Source organism: Bacillus sp. JJ1521, assembly GCF_036965165.1.
Lineage (GTDB): Bacteria > Bacillota > Bacilli > Bacillales > Bacillaceae_L > Ferdinandcohnia.
In genome coordinates, this window is sequence record NZ_JBALOX010000139.1 from 13,590 (window position 1) to 14,795 (window position 1,206).

Below are 1,206 nucleotides of genomic sequence, written 5' to 3' on the forward strand. Positions count from 1 at the left end.
TAATTGGGCAAAATACGCGTCTCCCGTTGAACCACCCGCTGGTGAGAATTCCCACTCGTTGCCTAATACGTATGTAAGCCAGTTAATCTCCAATTTCAACACAACATTTCCTAAAAATTATAAAATAAAAAAGACAGCTATTGAATTTCTATATAACAATAGCTATCTTACTAAATTTTAGCCTTCATTTACAATTAAAGTCAAGAAAAAGTAACATTTTAGCTATAAAAAACAGGAAAAAGAACACTGGTAAATGATACCTATTAGGCTTATTTTACCAAAAAGGGGATATTTCGATGTTGGACCTCCACTTGCACGGGAATTTGTCCGATTAATTCACCATCTGCATGGACTAGCATTTTCTCATCCGATTCTACCTTGATATTCGCTCCCTTATGTTGAGCAATTTCTTTAAACTTTGTATGAGCTCCAAAGAACACAGTTACAAAGATTAATAAAAGTTTTACTCTGGAGAGGTCATGTACGACCGTAATATCAAATAAACCATCCGTTGCCTTTGCTTTTGGGGCAATTTTCATACCTCCACCATAAAAAGGTTGATTTGATACTGTTACAAACCAAACATTCTCATATTGATAGTATTTTCCATCAACGGTTAACGAAACATTAGTAAGGCGATAGGTAAAAAGAAGGCGAATAAGGGCACCAACATAAGCTAAAGATCCTAAATGAATTTTATTTAAGTATTTTTTCATTTTTGATTCATTCGTTAATTTTGAAACGGCTGCATCAAAGCCTGTACCTAAGCTACTCACAAAATAGGAACTCTTTGACTTTCCGCGGACCTTACATTTTCCAAGGTCAAATAATTTCCCCTTGGTTGACCTATTTCGAAGAATAAAGGAAAGTGCGTCTATGGGTGATTTTGGAACTTTAAATCCTCTTGAAAAATCATTTCCAGACCCCGCTGGGATATAACCCACTTTGATCTCGGGGTAATACACCATACCATTGACAACCTCATTCATCGTTCCATCACCACCAATAGCGATAACAGCCTCGACCTTGTCCTCAAACATAGATCCTATTTGTTGTGCCAATTCTTTTGCATGATTGGGGTATTTTGTGAAGAATGAGCGGTAATTGACTTTTTTCTGTTCTAGCTCTTGCTTAAGCTTGTTCCAAACCTTTAAGCCCTTTCCATTTCCCGCTTTTTGATTAACAATAAAAATTAATAGTTTCATA

Annotated in this window: 1 protein-coding gene and 1 pseudogene; both read right to left on the reverse strand. The window is 36.0% G+C overall.

Translation table 11 applies throughout. The features are described from left to right. A pseudogene (locus tag V7147_RS17935) lies at positions 1–87 on the reverse strand (phosphotransferase); the annotation flags it as partial. A gap of 182 nt (positions 88–269) precedes the next feature. Continuing rightward, the coding region (locus V7147_RS17940) for a diacylglycerol/lipid kinase family protein (RefSeq protein ID WP_335369198.1) at positions 270–1,206 on the reverse strand (937 nt) is incomplete at its 5' end.